This window comes from Streptomyces sp. CNQ085, from assembly GCF_022614595.1.
Classification (GTDB): Bacteria; Actinomycetota; Actinomycetes; order Streptomycetales; family Streptomycetaceae; genus Streptomyces.
In genome coordinates this window covers 40,237-67,072 of the sequence record NZ_JAJFAU010000007.1, presented here as the reverse complement: position 1 = coordinate 67,072, position 26,836 = coordinate 40,237, and the positions used below count along the sequence as shown (strand labels likewise).

Sequence of the window (26,836 nt, the reverse complement as noted above, 5' to 3'; positions counted from 1 at the left end):
GCGGCACCCTCACCAGGGCCCGCTCCCACCGCTCGCCCGGCGGCGGACCGCCCGGGCGCCGGGGGCGGCCCGCGTCGGACACAGGCAGCGGAACCGGCCCCAGGACCTCGGCCTCGGGCGGCAGTCCGGCCGTGGCCAGCAGTCCGGCGACGGCTTCGGGCGGTCCGGTCACCGCGGCCACCCGGGACACCGGCGGGAAGCCCAGCTCGGCCCGCTCGGCCAGCTCGCGCCGGGCGTGTCCGGCCGGATCCCAGCGCACCAGCGCCTGGACGGGCCGCAGCGTCGGTTCGGCCATCACCACCACCGTGCCGCCCTCGCCGTGGGGACGCACCAGTGCGGCGGCGTCCAGCCAGCGGCGCAGCGCATCCTCCCCCGCGCGCAGATCGGGGCGGGAGAGCAGCGCCCAGCCGTCCAGCAGCAGGGCCGCCGCGTAGCCCGGCCCCTCGGCGACCGGTTCCGCGCCGGGAGTGCTGACCACCAGGGCGGGTCTGTCCGGCACGGAGTCCAGGACGTGGTCGCGGCCGGAGGTGCGGACGGGCACGGCCGGGAAGGCACGGCCCAGCTCCTCGGCGGTGCGCCGGGCTCCGAAGACCCGCCCCCGCAGTCGGGTTCCGCCGCACTCCGCGCACGCCCAGCCGGGCGTGTCGCGTCCGCACCAGCCGCAGCGGGGCGGGGCGTCGCCGCCGACGGTTTCCAGGGGGCCGGAGCAGTGGGCACAGCGGGCGGGCTCGCGACAGCGGTCGCAGGCCAGCCGGGGTAGGTAGCCGCGCCGCGGCACCTGCACCAGCACCGGGCCGCGTCGCAGGGCCTCGCGCACGGTGCTCCAGGCGAGAGTGGGCAGCCGGGCGGTGCGCGCGGCCGGATCGCGCGCCTCGTCGCCGTCGCCGACAGTGCGGACCAGGGGGGCGTTCGCCCGCACCGCGTCGCGGTCGGCCGCCAGCGGTCGGGCCCAGCCGGTCTCGACGAGCTGGGCGGCCTCCACGGTGCTGCCGTGCCCGCCCAGCAGAAAGCCGCACCCCTCCCGGGCCGCGCGCAGCAGCAGCACCTCGCGGGCGTGCGGCGCCGGTTCGCGGGGATCGCGGTGACTGGAGTCCCCGTCGTCCCAGATCGCGACCAGGCCCGGGTCGTGCACGGGTGCGAACATCGCGGCACGGGTGCCCACGACGCAGCGCACCTGCCCGCGGTTGACGGCCAGCCATCGGCGGTAGCGGGCCTCCGCTCCGGCGTCGGCGGTGAGCAGAACGTGCCGGCCGTCGCCGACCAGGGCGGTGAGGGCGTCGTCCACCCGGGCCGCGGCCCGGCCGTCGGGCAGTACGGCCAGCGCGCCGCGGCCGGAGGCCAGGGCGGCGGCCAGGGCCCGGGCCAGTTCATCGGGCCAGTGCGGGCCGGGCAACGCCGTCCACACCGCGCGCGGGGACTCCCCCGCGGCCAGGGCCCGCAGATAGCCGGGACCGGCCGGGTAGCGCGCCCAGGAGGAGACCTCGGGCGGCGGGGGCGGTGGCTGGGGTGCGGCGGAGGTTCCCCCGGGGGACGTCTTCTCCGCACGGGCCATTCGCGGGGGCACGGCGAGCTGGACGACGTCGGCCAGGGCCCCGGCGTAGCGGTCGGCGACGGCCCGGCACAGCCGCAGCAGCCCGGGGCCCAGAACGGGCTCCGGGGAGAGGACCTGGGCGATGGGGGCGAGGACGCCGGGGAAGTCGGATTCCGCACGGCGCTCGACGACGAAGCCGTTGACCAGCCCGCCGCCCTCGCGGCGTCCGCCCCGCTCCCCCGCGCCGAAGCGCACCCGCACCCGCGCCCCCGGCCGGGCCTCGGCGTCCATGGCGGCGGGAACGGCGTAGTCGAAGAGCCGGTCGAGGTGGAGCAGCCCCTTGTCGACCAGGACGCGGGCGACGGGGTCACGCTCGGCGAGTTCGGCGCCGCGCCAGGTGCGCGGCCGGGCGCGGGGGGGGGTGGCCCGGCGGACGGTCTCGCGGATCAGCGCGAGCTGCTCGCCTCCCGGCGGGTCCTGTGCCGGGGGCCTGTCCGGTCGCCCGTTCTCGCTGCTCACAGCCCTCAGTCCTACCAGAGGCCACTGACACGGCCCGGTCCCGCGGCTCCCGGCGGGGAGTCGCGGGACCGGGCCCGTGCCGGTGGACGCGGGCGGGTGGCACCGCGTGGTGCTCTACAGCCCGGCGGCGGTGCGGAGGGCTTCGGTGCGGTCGGTGCGCTCCCAGGTGAAGTCCGGCAGCTCGCGGCCGAAGTGGCCGTAGGCCGCGGTCTGCGCGTAGATCGGGCGCAGCAGGTCCAGATCGCGGATGATCGCGGCCGGGCGCAGGTCGAACACCTCGGAGACGGCCTGCTCGATCCGCTCGGGATCGACCGTGTGCGTGCCGAAGGTCTCCACGAACAGACCCACCGGCTCGGCCTTGCCGATCGCGTAGGCCACCTGCACCTCGCACCGGGACGCCAGTCCGGCGGCCACCACGTTCTTGGCCACCCACCGCATCGCGTACGCGGCCGAGCGGTCCACCTTGGAGGGGTCCTTGCCGGAGAACGCCCCGCCGCCGTGGCGGGCCATCCCCCCGTAGGTGTCGATGATGATCTTCCGGCCGGTCAGGCCCGCGTCCCCCATCGGACCGCCGATCTCGAACCGGCCCGTGGGGTTGACCAGCAGCCGGTAGCCGCCGGTGTCCAGTTTGATCCCGTCGGCCACCAGCTCGCCCAGCACGTGCTCGACGACGAACTCGCGGATGTCGGGGGCCAGCAGCGAGTCCAGATCGATGTCGGAAGCGTGCTGGGAGGAGACCACCACCGTGTCCAGCCGCACCGCCTTGTCACCGGCGTACTCGATGGTCACCTGCGTCTTGCCGTCCGGGCGCAGATAGGGGATGGTGCCGTTCTTGCGCACCTCGCTCAGCCGCCGGGAGAGGCGGTGGGCCAGATGGACCGGCAGCGGCATCAGCTCCGGGGTCTCGTCGCACGCGTAGCCGAACATCAGACCCTGGTCGCCGGCGCCCTGCCGGTCCAGCTCGTCCTCATCGCCCTCCACCCGGGTCTCGTAGGCGGCGTCCACGCCCTGGGCGATGTCGGGGGACTGCGCCCCGATGGACACCGACACCCCGCACGAGGCCCCGTCGAAGCCCTTCTTGGAGGAGTCGTAGCCGATGGCCAGGATCTTGCTGCGCACCAGGGTGGGGATGTCGGCGTACGCGGCGGTGGTCACCTCCCCGGCCACGTGCACCAGACCGGTGGTGATCAGCGTCTCCACCGCCACCCGGGAGGCCGGGTCCTGCTCCAGCAGGGCGTCGAGAATGGTGTCGCTGATCTGATCGGCGATCTTGTCGGGGTGACCCTCGGTCACGGACTCCGAGGTGAACAGGCGGCGGGACACATCGCTCCCTGGGTTTGCAGCGGCTGCTGGCTGACTTGGTGTGCGGATCCGGTCGTCGGGTTGGCCCGAGTGCGGTCCGCCGTCAGTTTATCCGCAGCTCACCGCGGATCCGCCAGGACGTCTCGCACTCCGACACAGGACCAACGTGCCACACCGTTCCCGCGAAGGGGAGAGGCCGTGTCCGGATGGAGGCTGCGGCCCTGGCGGCGGGACCATTCGGACTCCTCGCCTCCGGATCACCCGGCGTTCAGCATGCGGACGACCTTGTCCCACACCGTGTCGGCCAGGGCCTCCTTGGGGCCGTGCGGCACAGATGCCTCGCTGCCGTCCGCGCCCAGGACGACGGCCTCGTTCTCCTCCGCGCCGAAGGTCCTGTCCTCCCCCACCTCGTTGACGACCAGCAGATCACACCCCTTGCGCGCGAGCTTGGCCCGGCCGTTGGCCAGGACGTCGTCGGTCTCGGCCGCGAAGCCGACGACCACCTGCCCGGGACGGGGGCGGGCAGCCGAGAGTTCGGCGAGGACGTCGGGGTTGCGGACCAGTGCGACCGGTTCCGGTTGTCGCCCCTCCCGCTTCTTGATCTTCCCCTGTGCGTAGTGGGCGGGCCGGAAGTCGGCCACCGCCGCCGCCATGACCACCGCGTCCGCGTCCTTTGCGGCCTTCAGCACGGCCTCCCGCAGCTGCACGGCGGTGCCCACCGTCACCACGTCCGCGCCCGCGGGATCGGGCAGGGAGGTGTTGGCGGCCACCAGGGTCACCCGCGCGCCGCGTGCCACCGCGGTGCGGGCCAGGGCGTACCCCTGCCGGCCCGAGGAGCGGTTGCCCAGGAAGCGGACCGGGTCCAGCGGCTCGCGGGTACCGCCCGCGCTGACCACGACGTGCCGTCCGGCCAGGTCGCGCCCGGGCGCGGCGCCGCGGGCGAGCAGTCGGCGGCAGACCTCGAAGATCTCGCCGGGGTCGGGCAGCCGCCCCTTGCCGGTGTCCTTGCCGGTCAGCCGGCCGACCGCGGGCTCGACGACGACCGCGCCGCGGCGGCGCAGAGTGGCCACGTTCTCGGCGGTGGCCGGGTGCTCCCACATCTCGGTGTGCATGGCGGGCGCGAAGACCACCGGGCAGCGGGCGGTGAGCAGGGTGTTGGTCAGCAGATCGTCGGCGATTCCGCGGGCCGCCCGGGCGAGGGTGTCGGCGGTGGCGGGCGCGACGACGACCAGATCGGCCTCCTGCCCGATGCGCACGTGCGGGACCTCGTGGACGTTCTCCCACACTCCCGTGGTCACGGGGTTGCCCGACAGAGCCGCCCAGGTGGGTTCGCCGACGAACCTCAGCGCCGACCCGGTCGGCACCACCCGTACGTCGTGGCCGGACTCCGTCAGCCTCCGCAGCAGCTCGCACGCCTTGTAGGCGGCGATGCCCCCGCTGACCCCCAGGACCACCCTGGGCTTGTCGGACCTGTCCATCCCTCGCCTCTCCCCGGCTCGGCGGCCCGTGGGCCGCTCACTCGCTCACTGTCGCGCGTCGGCGGCGGGCGCCCCGGGGGCGCTTCCGCCGGTACCCATGACACACCACGGGCCCGGCAGCGCGGCTGCCGGGCCCGTGGTGGTGATGACGGCACCGTCGTACGGCCGGCCGCCCGCGGGCGGCCGGAACCTCACTGCGTCGGGTTGTCGACGGCCTCGGAGGTCAGCAGACCCGCGTTGATCTCGCGGAGCGCGATCGACAGCGGCTTCTCGTGGACGTGGGTGTCCACCAGCGGGCCGACGTACTCCAGCAGGCCCTCGCCGAGCTGCGAGTAGTAGGCGTTGATCTGGCGCGCGCGCTTGGCGGCGTAGATCACCAGGCTGTACTTCGAGTCGGTGGCTTCGAGCAGCTCATCGATCGGCGGGTTGATGATGCCCTCGGGCGTGTTGATGGGAGAGGACACGCTCTACCTTCCGCTGCGGTGGATAAGACGGGCAGTGATCCGGCCGGGCCTCGGTGTGGGAGGCCTCCTGCCGGTGTCCCGGATTCCGGCGGCTGTCCTGCCCGGCCCTCCGGTGACGATTCCGGCGACGATCACGAAACTTTCGTCAAGGCTAGCAGCTCGCGGCTGACGGCCTCGACGGAGGTGTTGACCAGGGTCACGTCGAACTCCGACTCGGCGGCCAGCTCGACCCCGGCCGCGGCCAGCCGCCGCTCGATGACCTCGGGGGACTCGGTGCCACGGCCGGTCAGGCGGCGGACCAGCTCCTCCCAGCTGGGCGGGGCCAGGAAGACGAGCCGTGCCTCGGGCATCGACTCGCGGACCAGCCGCGCGCCCTGGAGGTCGATCTCCAGGAGCACCGGCTCGCCCGCCTCCAGCCGCTCCAGCACCGCCCGCCGCGGAGTGCCGTAGCGGTTGCCCGCGAATTCGGCCCACTCCAGCAGCTCGCCGTTGGCGATCAGCTTGTCGAACTCCTCGTCGTCCACGAAGAAGTACTGGACACCGTGCTGCTCGCCGGGGCGCGGCCTGCGGGTGGTGGCGGACACCGAGAGCCAGATCTCCGGATGGACCTTGCGCAGATGGGCGACGACCGTGCTCTTGCCGACCCCGGAGGGGCCGGAGAGCACGGTCAACCGCGGACGTTCACTCATACGGCGATTATCCCGGTTCCCAGGTGAACCTGGAAACGTCAGGCGGAACCGCCGCCGAACTCGCGCTCCAGAGAGGCGATCTGGTTGGATCCCAGACCGCGCACCCGGCGGCTCTCGGAGATGCCGAGCCGCTCCATGATCTGGCGGGCCCGGACCTTGCCGACGCCGGGCAGGGACTCCAGGAGGGCGGAGACCTTCATCTTGCCGATGACGTCGTTCTCCTGGCCCTGCTTGATGACCTCGTGGAGCGAGGCGCCGGAGTGCTTCAGTCGGTTCTTGACCTCGGCGCGCTCCCGGCGAGCCGCGGCGGCCTTCTCGAGCGCGGCTGCGCGCTGTTCAGGGGTAAGGGGCGGAAGAGCCACGCCTACGTCACCTCGGATGTAGAACTGGTCGGATATTGGTCGGTGAGGAACCTAGTGGCCCCGCACCTGCGGAGCAACGAGCAACACGTACCCCGGCGCCCTCCGGACCTGCGAGGACCCCGGAATTCGCGGTGCTCTCGTCGGAGAGTAGCGGCCCATCGCGCCCGAGTCAGCGAGAACAGGGGAAAAGTCCAGGTCAGACTTGAGTCGACCTGGACATTCCCTGACAAAGGGTTGAACCTGACGGACTGATTCCGCAGGGTTCCCCGGTTTTCCGGATCCCCCGGTTCCGCCCTGGCGCCTCAGCCCAGGACCTCCCGCAGGGCGTCGGCCTCCCTGGCCGCGGCCTCCCGCAGGGCCCGCGGCGAGGGTCCCCGGCCCAGGACGCCCCGGCTGATGCTGGGCACCACGTTGCGCACCGCGTCGCCGAAGACCCTCGGCAGGTCGGCCGCGGTGGCGCCCTGGGCTCCGAGCCCCGGCGCCAGCAGCGGTCCGTTGACCGCCAGGTCCGCGCCGGTCTCCCCCAGCGTCGCCCCGACCACCGCGCCGACCGGGCCGAGCGGACGGGCCCCGGCGTTCTCCCTCGCGATGTGGTCCAGTACCGTCTGGGCGACCGACGCGCCGTCCCCGGCGGTGGCGCGCTGCACCTCGGCGCCCTCCGGGTTGGAGGTCAGGGCGAGGACGAAGACACCCGAACCCGCCGCCCGCGCCGCGTCCAGGGCGGGACGCAGCGAGCCGAAGCCCAGGTAGGGGCTGACGGTGACGGCGTCGGAGAACAGCGGGCTGCCCGGGTCCAGGTAGGCGGCGGCGTAGGCGGCCATCGTGGAGCCGATGTCGCCGCGCTTGGCATCGGTGAGCACCAGGGCGCCGGCCGAGCGCGCGTCGGCGATCGCCCGCTCCAGGACGGCGATGCCGCGCGAGCCGAAGCGCTCGAAGAAGGCCGACTGCGGCTTGAGGACGGCGACCCGGTCGGCGAGGGCGTCCACCACCGTGCGGGCGAACCGCTCCAGGCCCGCCACGTCGTCGTCCAGGCCCCAGGCCGCCAGCAGCGCGGCGTGCGGGTCGACGCCGACGCACAGCGGGCCGCGGTCGTCCAGGGCCCGGCGCAGCCGGGCGCCGAACGGCCCGGGGGATGCGGGGGCCCGCGGGGGCTGCGGGGCCTCTGAGGGCTGTGCGCTCTCGGGAGCGGTCATCAGGAGGTCACCTTCCGGGTGTCGGCACCGACGGCCTCGGCGAGAGTGGCGTACGGACTCGCGGCCAGGCGCGCGGCCAGGCCGCGGTGGACGCGGCGGCACCACAGCGGGCCCTCGTAGACGAAGGCGCTGTAGCCCTGGACGAGGGTGGCCCCGGCCAGGACGCGCTCCCAGACGTCGTCGGCGGTCCGCACCCCGCCGACGCCCACGAGCGTGACGCGGTCGCCGACGCGCGCGTACAGGCGCCGCAGCACGGTCAGGGACCGGTCCTTCAGCGGCGCGCCGGACAGGCCGCCCGCGCCGACGGACCCGATCCGCGCGTGATCGGTGGCCAGGCCCAGACCGTCGCGGGCGATGGTGGTGTTGGTGGCGATGATGCCGTCCAGGTCCAGCTCCACGGCGAGGTCGGCGACCGCGTCGACATCCTCGTCCGCCAGGTCGGGGGCGATCTTGACCAGCAGGGGGACGCGGCGGCCGGGCACCGCGTCGTCGGCGGCCGAGCGCACGGCCGCCAGCAGCGGGCGCAGGTGCTCGGTTGCCTGGAGGTTCCGCAGGCCGGGGGTGTTGGGCGAGGAGACGTTGACGACGAGGTAGTGGGCGTACGGGGCCAGCCGGGAGGCGGAGAGCGCGTAGTCACCGGCGGCCTCGCTCTCCGGGGTGAGCTTGGTCTTGCCGATGTTGACGCCGACGGTGGCGGGGAGGACGGCCCGGCGACCCGCCAGGCGGGCGGCCACGGCGGCGGAGCCGTCGTTGTTGAAGCCCATGCGGTTGACCAGGGCCCGGTCGGCGACCAGACGGAACAGCCGAGGTGCGGGGTTGCCGGGCTGGGGGTGGGCGGTGACGGTGCCGATCTCGACGTGGTCGAAGCCGAGCATGGTGAGCCCGTCGATGCCGACCGCGTTCTTGTCGAAGCCGGCGGCCAGTCCGAAGGGGCCGCGCATCCGCAGACCGAACGCCTCGGTGGCCAGGGCGCCGCGCTGTGCCCGGCCCGGAGACGCGACGGCCGCGACCAGGGCGCGCAGGCCGGGGACGCGGGCGGCCAGCCGGATCAGGGCGAACGCCAGGTGATGCGCCCGCTCGGGGTCAAGGCGCTTGAGGATCAGGTGGAACAGCAGGGGGTACATGCGGGTCTTCCGTGCGGCGGGCGGTACGGGATCCGGTGACGGGGTGCTCTCGCGGTGAGGGGGACGCCGCTGCCGGCGCCCCCCTCACCCCTGGTCACTTCCCGCGGGCAGCTGTCAGGTGTTGTGCGTGTTCCTGCAGGGAGCGGACCCCGACCTCCCCGCGCGAGGTGGCCTCGATGCCCTGGACGGCGGCGGCCAGTGCCTGGACCGTGGTCAGGCAGGGTACGGAGCGGGCGACCGCGGCGGTGCGGATGTCGTAGCCGTCCAGGCGGCTCCCCGTGCCGTAGGGGGTGTTGACGATGAGGTCGACCTCGCCGTCGTGGATGAGCTGGACGATGGTCCGCTCCCCGCCCGGCCCCTCGCCCTCGCTGTGCTTGCGCACCACGGTGGCCTCGATGCCGTTGCGGCGCAGCACCTCGGCGGTGCCGGAGGTGGCCAGCAGTTCGAAGCCCATGGCGACCAGCTCCCGGGCGGGGAAGATCATCGAGCGTTTGTCGCGGTTGGCCACCGAGACGAAGGCCCGGCCCTTGGTGGGCAGCGCGCCGTACGCGCCCGCCTGGGACTTGGCGTAGGCGGTGCCGAAGACCGAGTCGATGCCCATGACCTCGCCGGTGGAACGCATCTCCGGGCCGAGCACGGTGTCCACGCCGCGGCCGTGGACGTCGCGGAAGCGGCTCCAGGGCAGCACGGCCTCCTTCACCGAGATCGGCGCGTCCAGCGGCAGGGTGCCGCCGTCGCCGCTCGCCGGCAGCAGGCCCTCGGCCCGCAGTTCGGCGATGGTGGCGCCCAGCGAGATCCGGGCGGCGGCCTTGGCCAGGGGCACGGCGGTGGCCTTGGAGGTGAAGGGGACGGTGCGCGAGGCGCGCGGGTTGGCCTCCAGGACGTAGAGGATGTCCCCGGCCAGCGCGAACTGGATGTTGATCAGCCCGCGCACCCCGACGCCGCGCGCGATGGCCTCGGTGGAGGCCCGCAGCCGCTTGATGTCGTGGCCGCCCAGGGTGATCGGCGGCAGGGCGCAGGCGGAGTCGCCGGAGTGGATGCCGGCCTCCTCGATGTGCTCCATCACCCCGCCGAGGTAGAGCTCGGCGCCGTCGTAGAGCGCGTCGACGTCGATCTCGATGGCGTCGTCGAGGAATCGGTCGATCAGCACCGGGTGCTCGGAGATCAGGCCGGCGTGGCGAGTGAGGTAGTCCCCCAGCGAGGCCTCGTCGTAGACGATCTCCATGCCGCGCCCGCCCAGCACGTAGGAGGGGCGGACCATGACCGGGTAGCCGATCCCCGCGGCGATCTCCTTGGCCTCGGCGAAGGAGAAGGCGGTGCCGTACTTGGGGGCGGGCAGTCCGGCCTCGACCAGTACCCGGCCGAAGGAGCCGCGGTCCTCGGCGAGATGGATGGCCTCCGGGGAGGTGCCCACCACGGGGACGCCGTTGTCCTTGAGCGCCTGGGCCAGCCCCAGCGGGGTCTGGCCGCCGAGCTGGACGATGACGCCCGCCACGGGGCCGGCCTGCCGCTCGGCGTGGACGATCTCCAGGACGTCCTCCAGGGTGAGCGGCTCGAAGTACAGCCGGTCGGAGGTGTCGTAGTCGGTGGAGACGGTCTCGGGGTTGCAGTTGACCATCACGGTCTCGAAGCCGGCGTCGCGCAGCGCGAAGGAGGCGTGGACGCAGGAGTAGTCGAACTCGATGCCCTGGCCGATGCGGTTGGGCCCCGAACCGAGGATGATCACCGCGGGCTTCTCGCGCGGGGCGACCTCGCTCTCCTGGTCGTAGGAGGAGTAGAAGTACGGGGTCCTCGCGGCGAACTCGGCGGCGCAGGTGTCGACCGTCTTGTAGACCGGGCGCACCCCCAGGGTGTGGCGGACCTCGCGGACGACGTCCTCGCGCAGGCCCCGGATCGCGGCGATCTGGGCGTCGGAGAAGCCGTACCGCTTGGCCTCGGCCAGCAGTTCGGGGTCCAGGCGGCCGGCCTCGGCCAGCTCGTCGGCGATCTCCTTGAGAAGGAAGAGCTGGTCGGTGAACCAGGGATCGATCCTCGTGGCCTCGAAGACCTCCCCCGGGCTCGCGCCGGCCCGGATGGCGGCCATGACGGTGTTGATCCGGCCGTCGGTGGGGCGCCGGGCGGCGGCCAGCAGTTCGTCCTTGCCCCCGGGGCCGGCCGCCGGTGTGGCGAAGTCGAACTGGCTGCCCTTCTTCTCCAGCGATCGCAGCGCCTTGTTCAGCGCCTCGGGGAAGTTCCGGCCGATGGCCATCGCCTCGCCCACCGACTTCATGGTGGTGGTGAGGGTGGAGTCGGCGGCCGGGAACTTCTCGAAGGCGAAACGCGGGACCTTGACCACCACGTAGTCGAGCGTGGGCTCGAAGGAGGCCGGGGTCTGCTCGGTGATGTCGTTGGGGATCTCATCCAGGGTGTAGCCCACGGCCAGCTTGGCGGCGATCTTGGCGATCGGGAAGCCGGTGGCCTTGGAGGCCAGCGCCGAGGAACGCGAGACACGCGGGTTCATCTCGATGACGATGACCCGGCCGTCGGCGGGGTTGACGGCGAACTGGATGTTGCAGCCGCCGGTGTCGACGCCGACCTCGCGGATGACGGCGATACCGACATCCCGCAGGGTCTGGTACTCGCGGTCGGTGAGCGTCATCGCCGGGGCGACGGTGATGGAGTCCCCGGTGTGCACGCCCATCGGGTCGAAGTTCTCGATGGAGCAGACGACCACGACGTTGTCGTTGCGGTCGCGCATCAGCTCCAGCTCGTACTCCTTCCAGCCAAGGATGGACTCCTCCAGCAGCACCTCGGTGGTCGGGGAGAGCGTCAGCCCCTGACCGGCGATGCGGCGCAGCTCGTCCTCGTCGTGGGCGAAGCCGGAGCCGGCACCGCCCATGGTGAAGGAGGGCCGCACCACGACCGGGTAGCCGCCGAGCTCCTCGACGCCGGCCAGGACCTCCTCCATGGAGTGGCAGATGACCGAGCGGGCGGACTCGCCGTGCCCGGTCTTCCCCCGCACCGCCTCCACGACCTCCTTGAACTGGTCGCGGTCCTCGCCCTTGCGGATGGCCTCGACGTTGGCGCCGATCAGCTCCACCCCGTACTTGTCCAGGGTGCCCGCCTCGTGCAGGGAGATGGCGGTGTTCAGGGCGGTCTGGCCGCCCAGGGTGGGCAGCAGGGCGTCGGGGCGCTCCTTGGCGATGATCTTCTCGACGAACTCCGGGGTGATCGGCTCGACGTAGGTGGCGTCGGCGATCTCCGGATCGGTCATGATCGTGGCCGGGTTGGAGTTGACCAGGACCACCCTCAGGCCCTCGGCCTTCAGCACCCGGCACGCCTGCGTGCCGGAGTAGTCGAACTCGGCCGCCTGCCCGATGACGATCGGGCCGGAGCCGATCACCAGGACGCAACGGATATCGGTGCGCTTAGGCACGCTGGCCCTCCATCAGGGAGACGAAGCGGTCGAACAGGTGTGCGGCGTCGTGCGGCCCGGCCGCCGCCTCGGGGTGGTACTGGACACTGAACGCGGGGCGGTCCAGCAGACGCAGGCCCTCGACCACGCCGTCGTTGAGGCAGACGTGGGAGACCTCGGCGCGGCCGTAGGGGGTGTCGCCGGGCGCGTCCACGGGAGCGTCCACGGCGAAGCCGTGGTTGTGCGCGGTGACCTCGACCTTGCCGGTGAGGCGGTCCTGCACGGGCTGGTTGATGCCCCGGTGGCCGTACTTGAGCTTGTAGGTGCCAAACCCCAGGGCACGCCCGAGGATCTGGTTGCCGAAGCAGATGCCGAACAGCGGGGTGGAGCGCTCCAGCACCCCCCGCATGAGGTCCACCGGGTGGCCGGCGGTCGCGGGGTCGCCGGGGCCGTTGGAGAAGAACACCCCGTCCGGGTCCACGGCGTAGACGTCCTCGATCGTGGCCGTGGCGGGCAGGACGTGGACCTCGATGCCGCGCTCGGCCATCCGGTGCGGCGTCATGCCCTTGATGCCCAGGTCGACGGCCGCGACGGTCAGCCGCCTGGCCCCGATCGCCGGGACGGTGTACGCCTCGGTGGTGGCGACCTCGGCGGCCAGGTCGGCGCCGGTCATCTCGGGTGCGGCCTTCACCCTGGCCAGCATCGCGGCCTCCTCGGCGATGGCGTCGCCGGAGAAGATGCCGACCCGCATCGCGCCGCGCTCGCGCAGATGGCGGGTGAGCGCCCGGGTGTCGACACCGCTGATACCGACGACGCCCTGGGCGGTCAGCTCCTCGTCCAGGGTACGCACCGAACGCCAGCTGGAGGGTACGCGGGCGGGATCGCGCACCACGTAGCCGGCCACCCAGATCCGCTTCGACTCCGGGTCCTCGTCGTTGACTCCGGTGTTGCCGATGTGCGGGGCGGTCATCACCACCACCTGACGGTGGTAGGAGGGGTCGGTCAGGGTCTCCTGGTAGCCGGTCATGCCGGTGGAGAACACCGCCTCGCCGAGGGTCTCGCCCACGGCCCCGTAGGCGCGGCCGCGGAAGACGCGGCCGTCCTCCAGGACGAGTACGGCGGGCACCCTGGAGGCTTTGCGGGCGGAGGTCGTCATCGTGCGCCTTCCTCGTGGTGCGTGGTGGCGGCAGCGTCGGTGGTGCCGTGGGGTTTGTCTGCGGCGCCGGGGGCGCCGACCGTTCCGGGGCCGTCGCCGGAGACGGCCCGGAGCTCCTCCAGCCAGGCGGCGTGCTGGGCGGCGCGGTCGGAGCGGAAGCCGGAGTCCAGCAGGCGGTCGCCGTGCTCCCAGGTGATCACCAGCAGGCCGTCCTCGGTGAGGACCTTGCCGGCGATGCCCTTGTCGAGCCGCGCACCGCGCAGCCTGTCGGCGGGAATGAAGAAGTCGTTCGCTCCGGGCCGCGCCACGGTCACGCCCTGCTCGGTGAGGGTGAGCTCGGCGCGACTGCGGGATCCCAGGCCGTGGGCGACGATCCGCTCCAGCCACTGGCCGGCCGCGGTGGAGCCGTGGTAGCGGCCGGTCATGATCAGCTTCGGCTCACCGGGGTCGGCGGGGACCCGGGGCGGTTCGGGGAGGTCGGACTGGAGCGTCGAGCGCCACTTCCAGCCCTCCCTCATCAGCCAGTACACCAGGGCGACGACCAGCAGGAGGCCGATCACCCAGGCGATCCGGGGCGCCCAGTCCGTGACCTGCTGCGACTCTGGCGCCGCGACGTGACGGAGGGCGGTTGGTACCGGGGAGAGGTTCATACGAGCTTTCCGTCCATGACTGTCGCCCTGCCCCGCAGGAACGTGTGCGTGACACGGCCCGGCAGCTCGCGTCCCTGGTAGGGGGTGTTGCGGCTGCGGGAGGCGAAACGTGCGGAATCCACCGCTCCACGGTAGGCCGGATCGACCAGGACGAGGTTGGCGGGCTCACCAGCCGAGACGGGCCGTCCGTGACCGGCCAGGCGCCCGATGGCCGCGGGGCGGGAGGACATGCGGTCGGCGACGCCCGCCCAGTCCAGCAGTCCGGTCTCCACCATCGTGTGCTGGACGACGGACAGCGCGGTCTCCAGGCCGACCATGCCCATGGCGGCCGCGCCCCACTCGCAGTCCTTGTCCTCGTGGGGGTGGGGGGCGTGGTCGGTGGCGACGCAGTCGATGGTGCCGTCGGCCAGCGCCTCGCGCAGGGCGGTGACGTCGGCCTCGGTGCGCAGCGGCGGGTTGACCTTGTAGACCGGGTCGTAGGAGCGCACCAGTTCGTCGGTGAGCAGCAGGTGGTGCGGGGTGACCTCGGCGGTGACGTTCCAGCCCTTGGACTTGGCCCAGCGCACTATCTCCACCGATCCGGCGGTGGACAGGTGGCAGATGTGCACTCGGGAGCCGACGTGCGCGGCCAGCAGCACGTCGCGGGCGATGACCGACTCCTCGGCGACGGCCGGCCAGCCTCCCAGGCCCAGTTCGGCGGAGACGGCGCCCTCGTTCATCTGGGCGCCCTCGGTCAGACGGGGCTCCTGGGCGTGCTGGGCGATGACGCCGTCGAAGGCTTTGACGTACTCCAGCGCCCTGCGCATGATCACCGCGTCGTCCACGCACTTGCCGTCGTCGGAGAAGACCCGCACCGAGGCGGCCGACTCGTGCATCGCGCCCAGCTCGGCGAGCTGCTTGCCCTCCAGGCCGACGGTGACGGCGCCGACCGGCTGCACGTCGCAGTGGCCGGACTCCCGTCCCAGCCGCCAGACCTGCTCGACGACGCCGGCGGTGTCGGCCACGGGGAAGGTGTTGGCCATGGCGTGCACGGCGGTGTAGCCGCCGGAGGCCGCGGCCCGGGTGCCGGTCAGCACGGTCTCGGAGTCCTCGCGGCCCGGCTCGCGCAGATGGGTGTGCAGGTCCACCAGGCCCGGCAGCAGGATCTGCCCGCCGGCCTCGACCACGCGGGCGCCGCCCGCGTCCAGGCCGGCGCCGACGGCCGCGACGGTCTCGCCGTCGATCAGGACGTCCAGCGCCTGGCCGCCCAGCACCTTCGCGCCGCGGATCAAGGTCTTGCTCATGGGGGTCACTTCTCCTCGGTACGGGCGGTGGTGTCGGGGGTGCCGGTGCCGGGGGCGCCGGTGTTGCTGCCCGCGTGCCCGGAGCCGCCGAGCAGCAGGTACAGGACGGCCATGCGGATCGAGACGCCGTTGGCGACCTGCTCGGTGACGGTGCAGCGGCCGGAGTCGGCGACCTCGGCGGTGATCTCCATGCCCCGGACCATGGGCCCGGGGTGCATCACGACGGCGTGCTCGGGCATCCGCTCCATGCGCTGCACGCCGAGGCCGTAACGGCGGGAGTACTCGCGCTCGGTGGGGAAGAAGGCGGCGTTCATCCGCTCGCGCTGGACGCGCAGCATCATCACCGCGTCGGACTTCGGCAGCACCGCGTCCAGGTCGTAGGAGACCTCGCAGGGCCACCCCTCGACGCCGACCGGCAGCAGGGTGGGCGGGGCGACCAGGGTGACCTGGGCGCCCAGAGTGTTCAGCAGGTCCACGTTGGAGCGTGCGACCCGGCTGTGCAGGATGTCGCCGACGACCGTGATCCGCCGGCCGTCGAGGTCCCGGCCGATTCCGGCGTCCGGGCCGATCAGGCGGCGGCGCATGGTGAACGCGTCGAGCAACGCCTGAGTGGGGTGCTGGTGGGTGCCGTCACCGGCGTTGACCACGGCGGCGTCGATCCAGCCGGAGGTGGCCAGGCGGTAGGGGGCCCCGGAGGCTCCGTGCCGGATGACGACGGCGTCCACGCCCATCGCCTCCAGGGTCTGCGCGGTGTCCTTGAGGGACTCGCCCTTGGAGACCGAGGATCCCTTGGCCGCGAAGTTGATGACGTCGGCGGACAGACGCTTCTCGGCGGCCTCGAACGAGATGCGGGTGCGGGTGGAGTCCTCGAAGAAGAGGTTGACGATCGTGCGGCCGCGCAGCGCGGGCAGCTTCTTGATCGGACGGTCGGCCAGGCGCGCCATCTCCTCGGCGGTGTCGAGGATGCGCACGGCGTCGTCGCGGGTGAGGTCGGCGGCCGAGATCAGGTGGCCGGAGGTCCGGGGGTTGCCCCCGGGGAAGAGCGGCATCTGGATGTGCTCCGGTGTGTGGAGGTTTCAAGGCGTGCGGACGCGCGGACGTGGCCGCGGGGCTGCCGACGGGCCCGGGGAAGACCGGAAGCGGCTCAGGGGCGCGGAGAGGGGGCGCGGAGCGCTACCGCCCGCCGGACGGGGCGGCCTCTCGTACGCCCAGGAGAACGCCGTCGCGGCCGTCCTCCTCGGTGAGCCTGACCCTGACCGTCTCCCGCAGCGACGTGGGGAGGTTCTTGCCGACGTAGTCGGCGCGGATCGGCAGTTCGCGGTGGCCGCGGTCGACCAGGACCGCGAGCTGCACGGCACGGGGGCGGCCGATGTCGCCGAGCGCGTCGAGCGCGGCCCGGATGGTGCGGCCGGAGAAGAGTACGTCGTCGACGAGGACGACCAGGCGACCGTCGACGCCCTCGGCCGGGATCTCGGTGCGGGCCAGGGTGCGGGCGGGGCGCATCCGCAGGTCGTCGCGGTACATGGTGATGTCGAGGGAGCCGACCGGCAGCGGGCGGCCGGTGATCTCCTCCAGCTTGGCCCCCAGCCGTCTGGCCAGGTGCGCGCCGCGGGTGGGGATGCCCAGGAGCACCACGTCGTCGGCGCCCTTGGCGCGTTCGACGATCTCGTGGGCGATACGGGTGAGGACCCGCGCGATGTCCGGTGCCTCCAGCACGGGGCGGATCGGGCCGGGTGTGTTGCCGTCCGGTTCTCCCATGGATGTGTCCACGGTAAACGGACCTCCTTCCCCGCCTCACGGGACGGGCCTTAAAGGACGTCGGATGGTGCGCCGTCAACGGTACCAGCCTGTTCGGGGGGAGTGTCCGGGAGGCTTGTCCGCGCGGGATCCGGGGGTGCGCAAGGGCCGTTCCGCACCCGGATTCACGTGCCGCGCCGCCCGCGCACCCCCGGTATGGACCGGCCCGGCTTGACGCCGTACATTACGCTGCGTAACATCACAGTGAGTTACGAAGACGTCCTCCGGGGAGCCATATGTCCAGCGAATACGCCAAACAGCTCGGAGCCAAGCTCCGCGCCATCCGCACCCAGCAGGGGCTCTCCCTCCACGGTGTCGAGGAGAAGTCCCAGGGCCGCTGGAAGGCGGTGGTGGTCGGCTCGTACGAGCGCGGCGACCGTGCCGTGACCGTCCAGCGGCTGGCCGAGCTGGCGGACTTCTACGGCGTCCCGGTGCAGGAACTGCTGCCGGGCAGCACGCCGGGCGGAGCCGCCGAGCCGCCGCCGAAGCTCGTTCTGGACCTGGAGCGGCTGGCCCACGTGCCTTCCGAGAAGGCGGGCCCGCTGCAGCGGTACGCCGCGACGATCCAGAGCCAGCGCGGCGACTACAACGGCAAGGTGCTGTCGATCCGCCAGGACGACCTGCGCACCCTCGCCGTCATCTACGACCAGTCGCCCTCGGTGCTGACCGAGCAGCTCATCGGCTGGGGTGTGCTGGACGCCGACGCCCGTCGCGCGGTCCAGCACGAGGATGCCTGAGGCACCTCCCGCGGTGCCGCCGTCGTCGGGCGGGCCCTCGAACGAGGGTTCCGCCCCCGGTGGAGGCCGTGCTCCGCGCTGCCCCCCCGGGGCTCGACGGTGAGGGGCCCGGGACACCCCTCCGGGTGTCCCGGGCCCCTCACCGCTTCTTCGGTACGGCCCCGGGCCGCGCTCGGGCCGGGAGCCGCTCAGACGCGCCTGAGCGTCGGCTTGAGTTCCTTCAGTCGGCCCAGCAGGCCGTTGACGAAGGCCGGGGAGTCATCGGTGGAGAACTCCTTGGCGAGCTGCACCGCCTCGTCGATCACCACCGCGTCGGGTACGTCGTCCTCCCAGATCAGTTCGTACGCGCCGAGCCGCAGGAGATTGCGGTCCACCGACGGCATCCGGTCCAGCGTCCAGCCGACCGCGTAGGTGGCGATCAGCTCGTCGATCCGGTCCGCGTGCTCCGCGTACCCCTCGACGAGCTGCATCGTGTACTCGCCGACCGGCGGCTGCCGCTCGTCGGTCCGCGCGTGCCGGATCCAGTCCGCCAGCACGGCCGTCACGGCGCTGTCACGCTGGTCGGCCTCGAACAGGATCTGGAAGGCCCGTTTACGTGCCTTGGTGCGGGCGGCCACGGTTAGCTGTTCACCCGGCCGAGGTACTCGCCGGAACGGGTGTCGACCTTGATCTTCTCACCGGTGGTGATGAAGAGCGGAACGCCGATCTCGTAGCCGGTCTCCAGCCGGGCGGGCTTGGTGCCACCGGTGGAGCGGTCACCCTGGACGCCCGGCTCGGTGTACTCGATGACCAGCTCGACGGCGGCGGGCAGTTCGATGAACAGCGGGTTGCCCTCGTACACGGCGACCGTGCACTCCTGGCCCTCCAGCAGGTAGTTGGCGGCGTCGCCGACGACCTCGGGGGTGATGGGCATCTGGTCGTAGGTCTGGGTGTCCATGAAGACGAAGTCGGCGCCGTCCTTGTAGGAGAACTGCATGCCGCGCCTGTCCACGGTGGCCGTCTCGACCTTGGTGCCGGCGTTGAAGGTCTTGTCGACCACCTTGCCGGAGAGCACGTTCTTGAGCTTGGTGCGGACGAAGGCGCCGCCCTTGCCGGGCTTGACGTGCTGGAACTCGACAACGGACCAGAGCTGGCCCCCTTCGAGCTTGAGCACCATGCCGTTCTTGAGGTCGTTCGTGGTGGCCACGGTCGCGGAATCTCCTGAGACTGCTGCTGCGGAAGACCGAAGGACCGCGCCCCCGTATCACAGGGCGAGCAGTTCCTTGGTCGTGATGGTGAGTAGCTCCGGTCCGCCGTCCGCCCGCGGGCGGACGACGAGCGTGTCGTCGATCCGGACGCCGCCCCGTCCCGGGAGGTGGACCCCCGGTTCGACGGTGACCGGCACACAAGCGTCCAGTTTACCCATGGCCGTCGGCGACAACTGAGGGTCCTCACCGATTTCCAGCCCCACGCCGTGCCCGGTGCCCGGTTCCAGGGCGTCACCGTGCCCGGCCGCCTCCAGTGGATGGCGGGCGGCCCGGTCCACCTCACGGTACTCCGTCCCCGGCAGCAGTGCTTCCCTCCCGGCGCGCTGGGCGGCGAAGACCAGCTCGTACAGCTCGATCTGCCAGTCGGCCGGGGCTGGGCCGATCACGAAGGTGCGGCCGATCTGGCAGCGGTAGCCGCGGTAGCGGGCGCCCAGCCGTACGCTCAGGAAGTCGCCCTCCTCCACCCGCCGTTCCCCGGGCGGATGGCCGGGCAGGCCGGAGTTGCGGCCGGTGCCGACGCAGGTGGGGAAGGCGGGCCCGTCGGCGCCGTGGTCCACCAGGCGTCTCTCCAGTTCCAGCGCCAGATGGCGTTCGGTGCGGCCCACCAGGATGGACTCCAGCAGTTCGCCGAGCGCGTGGTCGGTGATCTCCGCCGCGACGCGCAGGGCCGCGAGCTCCTCCTCGTCCTTGACCAGACGCTGCCGCTCCACGGCACGGCCCAGGTCGGTCAGGCGCAGCCGGGGCGCGGCCGCGGCCAGGGCCCGGTGCCGGGCCACGGTGAGGTCGTGCTCCTCCACCGCCAGCAGCACGGTGCCGGGCCCGGCCGCCGCCGCGAGTTCGGCGGCGGCGACGGCCGGATCGGGCGCGTCCCCGGGCAGGACTGTGCAGCGCAGGCCGCCCGCGGTGCGCGGTGGCTCGGCACGGCCGTCGGTGGTGGGCTCGGCCGGGCTCAGCAGGGTGTCACGGCCGTCCGCTCCGAGCAGCAGGACCGCCCCGGGGACGGACCGGCCGGTCAGATAGCGGACGTTGGCGGGCCGGGAGACCATGGCGGCCTCGCCGCCCTCCGCCGTCCAGCGGTCGCGCAGTCGGCTGCGGCGGGCCACGTACACCTCGGACATGCCCCGAGCGTACGCAAGGCGGCGCGCGGCGGCGTCCCGACACGTCCGGACGGTGGCACCGTCCGGACCGCGGGGCCCGCCGCGCGCTACCAGCTCGGCGGGCTGGTGAGCGCGCGGGCCACGGCCTCGTCCAGCAGCCGGGCGGTGGTGTCCACGTCCTGCCGGGAGTTGTCGATGATCGGCAGCCCCGAGCCGTACCAGCCGGCCATCCGCCCGTGGATACGGGCGACCTCCTCGTCCGACAGCCTGCGGTTGCCGGTGCGCTCGGCGTTGCGCTCCAGGACGACCTCCAGGCCGGGCAGGAGCACCACCGGGATCAGGCCGGGGCCCACATGACGCTTCCAGCCGCCGAGGCCGACGACGGGCCGGTCGGGGAAGACGGCGTCGTCCAGGATGCAGGAGATACCGTTGGCCAGGAAGTTGCGGGCGGCGAAGCCACAGGTGCGGCGGGCGAGGCGGTACTGCGCCTCGGAGTGCTCGTTCCAGCCCGACCGGGGGTCCGCGAAGCCGGAGCGCACCCATTCGCGGACATCGTCGAGGCTGATGTGTGCGGTGGGTACACGACGGGTTTCCGCCCAGTACCGGGCGACGGTGGTCTTGCCGGCGCCGGCCGGGCCGATCAGCAGGACGGCGACGGCGGCGGTGTGCGCGGCCTCCACCGTGACGGGCCCGGCAGCCGGGTCCGCCGTGCCCGATATCTGCACCGGACCGCCGGGTGGCAGCCGGAGGTGGCCGGTGGCGTCCGGGGCCGGGGGCGCGGGGCCGGGAGCGGAGGCCGGGAGCGGCCCGGCAGGCGGTGCGGCGGGAGGGGCCGGGGGCGGAGGAGGCGGCGGGGGAACCCGGTGGGGGGCGTTCCAGCCGGGGCGAACGGCGGGCTGCGGGTGCGCGTGGGGGTTCGATGGGTGTCCCTGGGAATGGCCCTGGGGTGAGCCCGAGGGCGGGACGGGCCGCTGCGTCCCGTACTGCTGCATCCGGTCCCAACTCCGTTTCCGTCCGGTGCGCCGGCCGGGCGCGGTGAGCCCGGCCGGATGTCACCTCGTCCGTCCGGCACCGAACGGTACCCTCCCGGGCCGGTGCCGTGTGAACGATCGGCGGTCCGAAGCGGTGCCCGCGCCCCGCCCCGTCCCGGCCCGTCTCAGCCCGGCGGCCGGTCGCCGGCCAGGGCGCGCAGGGCCAGCTCGTAGGAACCGATGCCGAAGCCCGCGATGGTGCCGGAGGCCACGGCCGACACGACCGAGGTGTGGCGGAACTCCTCACGGGCGTGGGGGTTGGAGATGTGCACCTCGATCAGCGGGGCGGTGCGCTGGGCGGCGGCGTCGCGCATCCCGTACGAGTAGTGGGTGAACGCGGCGGGGTTGAGGACGACCGGGAGGGAGGCGTCGGCGGCCTCGTGGAGCCAGCGGATCATCTCGCCCTCGTCGTTGGTCTCGCGGACCTCCACGTCCAGGCCCAGCTCCCCGCCCAGCCGCGTGCACCGCTCGACGAGCCCGGCATAGGAGGTCGAACCGTAGACGTCGGGCTCGCGGGAGCCCAGGCGGCCGAGGTTGGGGCCGTTGAGGACGAGGACTCTGCGGGGCGCGGCGCCGCTCACGCGGCGATCTCCGCGTGGGCGGCGAGCAGCATCGCCGGGTCCGGCCCCTCCAGCACGGCGGGCCGGGCCAGGCCGTCCAGGACGATGAAGCGCAGCCGGTCACCGCGGGTCTTCTTGTCGACCTTCATCGTCTGAAGCAGCCTGGGCCACTGGTCGCCCCGGTAGGTGACCGGCAGCCCGACCGCGGTGAGGATCTCCCGGTGCCGGTCCGCCGTGGCGTCGTCCAGCCGGCCCGCGATGCGCCCCAGCTCGGCGGCGAAGACCATGCCGACGGCGACGGCCGCGCCGTGCCGCCAGTCGTAGCGCTCGTTCTTCTCGATGGCATGGGCCAGGGTGTGCCCGTAGTTGAGGATCTCCCGCAGCCCCGCCTCCTTCGGATCGGAGGAGACCACCTCGGCCTTGACCCGGACGGAGCGTTCGATCAGCTCGGAGGTGTGCGGGCCGGCCGGGGTGCGGGCGGCCTCGGGGTCGGACTCGATCAGGTCCAGGATCACCGGATCGGCGATGAAGCCCGCCTTGATGATCTCGGCCAGGCCGCTGACGTAGTCGTGGACCGGCAGCGACTCCAGCGCCGCCAGATCGCACAGCACCCCGGCCGGCGGGTGGAAGGCGCCCACCAGGTTCTTGCCCTCGGCGGTGTTGACCCCGGTCTTGCCGCCGACGGCGGCGTCCACCATGCCCAGCACGGTGGTGGGCACCGCGATCCAGCGGACCCCGCGCAGCCAGGTCGCCGCGACGAAGCCCGCCAGGTCGGTGGTCGCTCCCCCGCCGACGCCGACGACGACATCGGTGCGGGTGAAGCCGGAGGTCCCCAGCGCCTTCCAGCAGTACGCGGCGACCTCGGCGGTCTTGGCCTCCTCGGCGTTGGGCACCTGGATGGCGACGGCCTCGTATCCCTGGCCCGCGAGGTCCTCGCGCAGCACCTCGCCGGTCTCGGCCAGTGCCTCGGGATGGATCACGGCCACCCGGCGGGCCTCGGGGCCGATCAGGGGCGGCAGTTCGTCCAGGAGCCGCTGTCCGACGAGGACGTCGTAGGGTGCGGCGCCCTCGGTGCCGCCGACGGTGATGCGGGTGGGGGGTGTGGTGGTCATGTGTCCTTCAACTCGAGTGCGTCCAGGACCGCCTGGGCGGTCTCCTCCGGGTCACGGCCGGCGGTACCGACGACCACGCGGGCCACCTCGGTGTACAGCGGCCGGCGCCGCTCCATCAGCGTGCGCCACTGCTTGCGGGGATTGACCGCCAGCAAAGGACGCGGGGTGTCCAGCCCGACGCGTTTGACGGCGTCGGCCAGCGCCACGTCCAAGAAGACCACCGGCAGCCCGGCCAGCAGCCCGCGGGTGCCCGCGTCCATGACGGCGCCGCCGCCCAGCGAAAGCACTCCACCGTGCCCGGCCAGGGCCGCGCGCACCGCCTCCCGCTCCAGCTCACGGAAGCGCGGCTCCCCGTCGTCGACGAAGATCTCGGGGATGGCCTTGCCCGCGGCCGCCTCGATGTCCGCGTCGGTGTCGCGCAGCGCCACCCCCAGCCGGCGGGCCAGCACCGCGCCCACGGTGGTCTTGCCCGCGCCGGGCGGGCCCACCAGCACCACCACCGGACCGGTGGCCGTACTCTCCCCCGCCCCGCCCGCGCTCACCGGATCTCCAGATTGTCCAGGAAGCCGGTCACGTTGCGGCGGGTCTCGGCGACCGAGTCGCCGCCGAACTTCTCCGCCACCGCGTCGGCCAGCACCAGCGCCACCATCGCCTCCGCCACGATTCCGGCGGCCGGGACCGCGCACACGTCCGAGCGCTGATGGTGGGCCCGGGTGGCCTCGCCGGTGGCCACGTCCACGGTGGCCAGCGCCCGCGGCACGGTGGCGATCGGCTTCATCGCCGCCCGCACCCGCAGCACCTCACCGGTGGACAGCCCGCCCTCGGTCCCGCCGGAGCGACCCGAGGCCCGTCGCACCCCGTCCTCGGTCGGCACGATCTCGTCGTGCGCCTTCGAGCCGGGCACCCGGGCCAGCCCGAACCCGTCACCGACCTCCACCCCCTTGATGGCCTGGATCCCCATCAACGCTCCGGCCAGCCGGGCGTCCAGCCGCCGGTCCCAGTGCACATGAGAGCCCAGCCCGACCGGCACCCCGTGGGCCACGACCTCGACGACACCGCCGAGAGTGTCACCGTCCTTGTGGGCCGCGTCGATCACCTCCACCATCGCCCGGCTCGCCTCCGGATCCAGACACCGCACCGGATCGGCGTCCAGCCGCGCCACGTCCCCCGGCTCCGGCAGCACCCCGGCCGGAGCCTCCGCACCGCCCAGCGCCACCACATGGGAGACGATCCCGATACCGGCCGTCTCCTTCAGGTACGACCGGGCGACCGCACCCAGCGCCACCCGGGCCGCGGTCTCCCGCGCCGAGGCCCGCTCCAGGATCGGCCGGGCATCACCCACCCCGTACTTCTGCATCCCGGCCAGGTCGGCGTGGCCGGGGCGGGGCCGGGTCAACGGCGCGTTACGGGCCAGCTCCGCCAGCTCCGCCTCGTCCACCGGATCGGCCGACATCACCCTCTCCCACTTGGGCCACTCGGTGTTGCCGATCATGACCGCGACCGGCGAGCCCAGCGTCAGCCCGTGCCGCACACCGCCCAGGAAGGTGACCTCGTCACGCTCGAACCTCATCCGCGCGCCCCGACCGTAACCCAGACGCCGCCGCGCCAGCTCCTCCGCCACCATCTCCGTGGTGACCGGCACGCCGCAGGGCAGCCCCTCCAGCGTCGCCACCAGTGCGGGGCCGTGCGACTCCCCCGCGGTCAGCCAGCGCAACCTGCTCAACGGTGCTCCTCAGTAGTCCAGGCCCGTGCGTGCCACCGATCTTTTCACGATCGCACCGCGGAACCGGCCGGCCGTCCGGCAGGCGGGACGCCCGTCTCGGCTACCGGGCTCCCGCCCCGGTGCCTCAGGCCGTACGCGCCGCCAGCGCGGCCTCGCCCGCCGCGCGCATCACGGCCAGCGGGGCCGGGGAGCGGCCGGTCATCAGCTCGACCTGGAGGACCGCCTGGTGCACCAGGAGGTCGAGGCCGCCGAGGACCTGCCCGCCGACAGCGGACCAGGCCGCGGCCAGCGGGGTCGGCCAGGGCTCGTAGAGGACATCGAAGAGGGTGCCGGGACGCTCGGGCACGGCCGCCGCCAGGGCGTCGGTGGCGCCCGCCGGGGTGGTGGCGATCACCAGCGGCGCGGTCAGCGCCCGCGGCGCGTCCGCCCAGCCGGCGGTCCTCACCGCCACTCCCAGCCGCTCACCCCAGCCGCGCATCTCCTCGGCTCGTTCCCGGCTGCGGACGTACGCGGTGACCTCTCCTGCGCAGATCCGGGCGAGCGCCGCGAGCGCGGAGGAGGCCGTGGCCCCGGCGCCCAGCACCGCGGCGTGCGGGACGCTGCCCACACCGCGTTCGCGCAGCGCGGCGATCATGCCGGGGATGTCGGTGTTCTCGCCGAGACGGCGGCCGTCCGCGGCGAGGACCACGGTGTTGACGGCCCCGACCGAGACCGCGGTGTCGCCGACCCCGTCCAGCAGGGGGATGACGGCCCGCTTGAGCGGCATGGTCAGCGACAGCCCGGCCCAGTCCTCGCCGCTCGCGGAGAGTTTCTCCAGGAACGGCGCGATGCCGTCCTCGTCCACCTCGAAACGGTCGTACGACCAGCCGGTCAGGCCCATCTCCCGGTAGGCGGCCCGGTGGAGCACCGGGGAGAGGGAGTGGGCGATGGGCGCTCCCAGGACCGCCGCCCGCCTTCCGGCCGGCCTCACCGGCCCTCCCCGTTCTTCTCCTGTTCCGCGTTGAACTTCTCCACGTGCCGGCTGTGCTCCTCGTAGGTGTCGGAGAACACCGTGTTGTCCTCCGTGATCGACACGAAGTAGTACCAGCTCCCCTCGGCCGGCTCCACCGCCGCGTGCAGCGCCTCGGCACCCGGGCTGTTGATCGGGCCGGGCGGCAGGCCCTTCTTGGCGTAGGTGTTGTAGGAGTGGTCGAACTTGGCCATCGCGCTGGGCGAGGGCACGTCCAGCGTGTACTGGTTCTTGGCGAAGTTGTAGGTGGAGTCGAACTGCAGGTAGCCGTTGGTCTCGGTGTTGTCCGGCTTCAGCCGGTTGTAGACCACGCGGGAGACCTTCACGAAGTCGTGCTTGTACTTGCCCTCCGCCTGCACCAGGCTGGCGACGGTGAGCACCTGGAGCGGCGACTCCAGACCGAGCCGCTCCGCGTGACCCTTGAGGTCCGCCTTCTCGAACTCACGGTCGGCCCGCTCCACCATCTTTCTGAGCAGGTCCTCGGGCTCGGTCTTGTCGCCCACGGTGTACTTGGCCGGGAAGAGGAAGCCCTCGGGGTTGCCCTCCGCCCACTCGGGCAGACCGAGGTCCGCCTTCTCGGCGGCCTTCTCCGTGGCGCCCTCCGCCAGTCCGAGCTTCTCGTCGATCAGCGCGTAGACCTCCGAGGCCCGCTTGCCCTCGGCGATGATCAGGGCGCTCTGGCTGGAGGGGTCGAGCATCATCTCGATGGCCGCGGCCGAGGACATCTCCTTGCGTAGCATGTAGACGCCGGACTGGATGGTCTTCGCCCTGGAGTTGGCGTTGGACGCCTCGATGAATCCCTGCCGGCTCTTGACCACACCGGCCTTCTCCAGGATGGCGCCCATCTGCGCCAGGCTGCTTCCCTCGGGAATCTCCACCTGGGTGTCGCCCTCGCCCTGGCCGGAGAAGTCGGGCGCGGCGGCGAAGTGGCTCTGGTAGAAGTCGTAGGCGAAGTAGCCGGCCGTGCCGACGCCGCCGACCAGGACGAGCGCGACGGTCAGACAGGCGATGCCGTTCCTGCCACCCCGGCCCTTGCCCTTGTTCCTGCGGCCCGACCGTCCGCCGTCCTCGTCGTCGCCCTCCTCGTCGCCACCGCCGTCGTCCGAGAAGAAGGCGTGCTCGCCCTGGTCCGGACCCGGGTCCCAGCCCGTCTCCTCGTCGGGCCCGGGGCCGGGGTCCGACTCCTCGCGGCGCCGCCCCCGCGGGGAGCGCGGGGACTGCTGTCCGTACTCCTCGGGGTGCCCGTGCTGCTCGGGGTGCTGCGAGTGGGCGTCCTGGGCTCCGGGGTGACCGGTGTGATCCCCGTACTGCTGCTGGTGACCGTGGAGGTCGTCCCGGTGCTGCCCCTGCTGGCCGTAGGGATCCCCGTGCCGCTGCC

The 26,836-nt window shown here is 73.0% G+C and carries 25 protein-coding genes; 1 reads left to right on the top strand and 24 read right to left on the bottom strand.

Annotated features, from left to right (window positions below):
- The 14 genes from LJ221_RS02980 to pyrR form a co-directional block, all read right to left on the bottom strand.
- Positions 1 to 2,050 (bottom strand): primosomal protein N' (locus tag LJ221_RS02980; protein ID WP_241713462.1); only part of this gene is annotated, 2,050 nt, incomplete at its 3' end.
- A gap of 114 nt (positions 2,051 to 2,164) precedes the next feature.
- Complete coding sequence (metK, locus tag LJ221_RS02975) at positions 2,165 to 3,373, bottom strand: methionine adenosyltransferase (protein ID WP_241713460.1); 1,209 nt, start codon at positions 3,371 to 3,373, stop codon at positions 2,165 to 2,167.
- Between the two features lie 236 nt (positions 3,374 to 3,609).
- Positions 3,610 to 4,830, bottom strand: coding sequence for a bifunctional phosphopantothenoylcysteine decarboxylase/phosphopantothenate--cysteine ligase CoaBC (gene coaBC, locus LJ221_RS02970; RefSeq protein WP_241713457.1), 1,221 nt, complete (start codon positions 4,828 to 4,830; stop codon positions 3,610 to 3,612).
- 191 nt (positions 4,831 to 5,021) lie between these two features.
- Positions 5,022 to 5,294, bottom strand: a complete 273-nt coding sequence (gene rpoZ / locus LJ221_RS02965) for a DNA-directed RNA polymerase subunit omega (RefSeq protein ID WP_093850766.1) — start codon at positions 5,292 to 5,294, stop codon at positions 5,022 to 5,024.
- 131 nt (positions 5,295 to 5,425) lie between these two features.
- Complete coding sequence (gmk, locus tag LJ221_RS02960) at positions 5,426 to 5,983, bottom strand: guanylate kinase (protein ID WP_241713455.1); 558 nt, start codon at positions 5,981 to 5,983, stop codon at positions 5,426 to 5,428.
- Between the two features lie 38 nt (positions 5,984 to 6,021).
- Positions 6,022 to 6,345 (bottom strand): integration host factor, encoded by a 324-nt coding sequence (locus tag LJ221_RS02955; RefSeq protein ID WP_093656674.1) that lies wholly within the window; start codon positions 6,343 to 6,345, stop codon positions 6,022 to 6,024.
- 302 nt (positions 6,346 to 6,647) lie between these two features.
- Positions 6,648 to 7,538 (bottom strand): orotidine-5'-phosphate decarboxylase, encoded by an 891-nt coding sequence (gene pyrF, locus LJ221_RS02950; protein ID WP_241713453.1) that lies wholly within the window; start codon positions 7,536 to 7,538, stop codon positions 6,648 to 6,650.
- Positions 7,538 to 8,662, bottom strand: coding sequence for a quinone-dependent dihydroorotate dehydrogenase (locus tag LJ221_RS02945; RefSeq protein ID WP_241713451.1), 1,125 nt, complete (start codon positions 8,660 to 8,662; stop codon positions 7,538 to 7,540). The genes pyrF and LJ221_RS02945 overlap by 1 nt, the downstream gene beginning before the upstream one ends.
- A 94-nt stretch (positions 8,663 to 8,756) precedes the next feature.
- Complete coding sequence (gene carB, locus LJ221_RS02940; protein ID WP_241713449.1) at positions 8,757 to 12,077, bottom strand: carbamoyl-phosphate synthase large subunit; 3,321 nt, start codon at positions 12,075 to 12,077, stop codon at positions 8,757 to 8,759.
- The gene (gene carA / locus LJ221_RS02935; protein WP_241713447.1) at positions 12,070 to 13,212 is read right to left on the bottom strand and encodes a glutamine-hydrolyzing carbamoyl-phosphate synthase small subunit; all 1,143 of its coding nucleotides are present in this window, start codon (positions 13,210 to 13,212) and stop codon (positions 12,070 to 12,072) included. The genes carB and carA overlap by 8 nt, the downstream gene beginning before the upstream one ends.
- Positions 13,209 to 13,862 (bottom strand): hypothetical protein, encoded by a 654-nt coding sequence (locus LJ221_RS02930; RefSeq protein WP_241713445.1) that lies wholly within the window; start codon positions 13,860 to 13,862, stop codon positions 13,209 to 13,211. Before LJ221_RS02930 ends, carA begins: the two co-directional genes overlap by 4 nt.
- Positions 13,859 to 15,145, bottom strand: a complete 1,287-nt coding sequence (locus LJ221_RS02925) for a dihydroorotase (protein WP_241713443.1) — start codon at positions 15,143 to 15,145, stop codon at positions 13,859 to 13,861. The genes LJ221_RS02930 and LJ221_RS02925 overlap by 4 nt, the downstream gene beginning before the upstream one ends.
- A gap of 5 nt (positions 15,146 to 15,150) precedes the next feature.
- A complete protein-coding gene (locus tag LJ221_RS02920) occupies positions 15,151 to 16,194 on the bottom strand; it encodes an aspartate carbamoyltransferase catalytic subunit (protein WP_241713441.1) in 1,044 nt (347 codons plus the stop codon).
- Between the two features lie 124 nt (positions 16,195 to 16,318).
- On the bottom strand, positions 16,319 to 16,903 hold the full coding sequence (gene pyrR, locus LJ221_RS02915) for a bifunctional pyr operon transcriptional regulator/uracil phosphoribosyltransferase PyrR (RefSeq protein WP_241713466.1): 585 nt from the start codon (positions 16,901 to 16,903) through the stop codon (positions 16,319 to 16,321).
- A gap of 275 nt (positions 16,904 to 17,178) precedes the next feature.
- Between pyrR and bldD the strand changes: the two genes are divergently transcribed.
- Positions 17,179 to 17,679, top strand: a complete 501-nt coding sequence (gene bldD, locus LJ221_RS02910) for a transcriptional regulator BldD (RefSeq protein WP_241713439.1) — start codon at positions 17,179 to 17,181, stop codon at positions 17,677 to 17,679.
- Positions 17,680 to 17,867: 188 nt separating this feature from the next.
- Here the strand turns inward: bldD and nusB are convergent, their stop codons facing one another.
- From nusB to mltG, 10 genes are all read right to left on the bottom strand, one after another.
- Positions 17,868 to 18,296 carry a transcription antitermination factor NusB gene (gene nusB / locus LJ221_RS02905; RefSeq protein ID WP_241713438.1) on the bottom strand — a complete coding sequence of 143 codons (429 nt, stop codon included), beginning with the start codon at positions 18,294 to 18,296 and terminating at the stop codon, positions 17,868 to 17,870.
- A 2-nt stretch (positions 18,297 to 18,298) separates the two neighbouring features.
- Complete coding sequence (efp, locus tag LJ221_RS02900; RefSeq protein WP_237883187.1) at positions 18,299 to 18,865, bottom strand: elongation factor P; 567 nt, start codon at positions 18,863 to 18,865, stop codon at positions 18,299 to 18,301.
- Between the two features lie 57 nt (positions 18,866 to 18,922).
- Positions 18,923 to 20,044 (bottom strand): M24 family metallopeptidase, encoded by a 1,122-nt coding sequence (locus tag LJ221_RS02895; RefSeq protein ID WP_241713435.1) that lies wholly within the window; start codon positions 20,042 to 20,044, stop codon positions 18,923 to 18,925.
- An 86-nt stretch (positions 20,045 to 20,130) separates the two neighbouring features.
- Positions 20,131 to 21,015 (bottom strand): AAA family ATPase, encoded by an 885-nt coding sequence (locus tag LJ221_RS02890; RefSeq protein WP_374228358.1) that lies wholly within the window; start codon positions 21,013 to 21,015, stop codon positions 20,131 to 20,133.
- 164 nt (positions 21,016 to 21,179) lie between these two features.
- A complete protein-coding gene (gene aroQ / locus LJ221_RS02885; RefSeq protein ID WP_241713434.1) occupies positions 21,180 to 21,635 on the bottom strand; it encodes a type II 3-dehydroquinate dehydratase in 456 nt (151 codons plus the stop codon).
- Positions 21,632 to 22,726: a 3-dehydroquinate synthase gene (gene aroB, locus LJ221_RS02880; RefSeq protein ID WP_241713432.1), complete on the bottom strand. Its 1,095-nt coding sequence runs from the start codon at positions 22,724 to 22,726 to the stop codon at positions 21,632 to 21,634. The genes aroQ and aroB overlap by 4 nt, the downstream gene beginning before the upstream one ends.
- Positions 22,723 to 23,268 (bottom strand): shikimate kinase, encoded by a 546-nt coding sequence (locus LJ221_RS02875; RefSeq protein ID WP_241713430.1) that lies wholly within the window; start codon positions 23,266 to 23,268, stop codon positions 22,723 to 22,725. Before LJ221_RS02875 ends, aroB begins: the two co-directional genes overlap by 4 nt.
- The gene (aroC, locus tag LJ221_RS02870) at positions 23,265 to 24,449 is read right to left on the bottom strand and encodes a chorismate synthase (protein ID WP_241713428.1); all 1,185 of its coding nucleotides are present in this window, start codon (positions 24,447 to 24,449) and stop codon (positions 23,265 to 23,267) included. Before aroC ends, LJ221_RS02875 begins: the two co-directional genes overlap by 4 nt.
- 124 nt (positions 24,450 to 24,573) lie before the next feature.
- Complete coding sequence (locus LJ221_RS02865) at positions 24,574 to 25,419, bottom strand: shikimate dehydrogenase (RefSeq protein ID WP_241713427.1); 846 nt, start codon at positions 25,417 to 25,419, stop codon at positions 24,574 to 24,576.
- A partial coding sequence (mltG, locus tag LJ221_RS02860; RefSeq protein ID WP_241713426.1) for an endolytic transglycosylase MltG occupies positions 25,416 to 26,836 on the bottom strand: 1,421 nt, incomplete at its 5' end. The genes LJ221_RS02865 and mltG, both read right to left, overlap by 4 nt.